Annotated in this window: 1 pseudogene; it reads left to right on the forward strand. The window is 33.0% G+C overall.

Annotation, left to right across the window (positions count from 1 at the left end):
* Positions 1–115 precede the first annotated feature (115 nt).
* Positions 116–315 (forward strand): annotated as a pseudogene (locus tag EII42_RS13930) (tRNA (N6-isopentenyl adenosine(37)-C2)-methylthiotransferase MiaB); the annotation flags it as partial.

Genomic DNA, 315 nt, shown 5'->3' on the forward strand with positions numbered 1-315 from the left:
GCGCTATTAGGCAAATTTAAAAAATAAAATCTGATTTTTTAGCTAGCAACAGGCGCAACAACTCTGTAAAATAGCCGACTGATTTTTTACTTGTGAATTAATTTTAAATATAAAAATGACGCAGAAATTACATATTAAAACTTGGGGCTGCCAAATGAATGAATACGACAGCTCAAAAATGGCAGATTTGCTTTTAAATACTCATGGTTTAGAGTTGACCGAAGTGCCTGAGGAAGCTGATGTATTATTATTAAATACCTGTTCTATTCGTGAAAAAGCACAAGAAAAAGTGTTTCATCAGTTAGGTCGTTGGAA

The organism is Tessaracoccus sp. OH4464_COT-324 (assembly GCF_003932855.1).
GTDB lineage: Bacteria > Actinomycetota > Actinomycetes > Propionibacteriales > Propionibacteriaceae > Arachnia.